We start from the raw sequence: 474 nt of genomic DNA, 5'->3' as shown, positions 1-474 counted from the left end.
ATTGATCGTCACGCTAGCGGTACTACTGTTTGGACAGGTTCCTGCTGTGGTATAAGTTACGGTATAGGTTCCCGGAGTACTGGTCGATACATCGATAAGTCCTGTTCCTGCTGTAAGTGATAAGCCTCCAGTACTTGAGAAGGTTCCGCCTGTTAAACCTGTTATGCTTGGCGTTGGATCTGTAGCATCTGCACAATATGCTGCGGCGCTATAGCTAAAGCCCGCATCGTCTAATGCGTTGATCGTCACGCTAGCGGTACTACTGTTTGGACAGGTTCCTGCTGTGGTATAAGTTACGGTATAGGTTCCCGGAGTACTGGTCGATACATCGATAAGTCCTGTTCCTGCTGTAAGTGATAAGCCTCCAGTACTTGAGAAGGTTCCGCCTGTTAAACCTGTTATGCTTGGCGTTGGATCTGTAGCATCTGCACAATATGCTGCGGCGCTATAGCTAAAGCCCGCATCGTCTAATGC

The 474-nt window shown here is 48.7% G+C and carries 1 pseudogene; it reads right to left on the bottom strand.

Annotated elements, in window-relative coordinates:
* A pseudogene (locus EM932_RS21015) lies at nucleotides 1-474 on the bottom strand (T9SS type A sorting domain-containing protein); the annotation flags it as partial.

Origin of the sequence: Flavivirga rizhaonensis (assembly GCF_004791695.1) — a bacterium.
Taxonomy (GTDB): Bacteria; Bacteroidota; Bacteroidia; order Flavobacteriales; family Flavobacteriaceae; genus Flavivirga; species Flavivirga rizhaonensis.
Note: the sequence above shows the minus strand (reverse complement) of the source record. Positions and strands in the feature narration are given on the sequence as shown.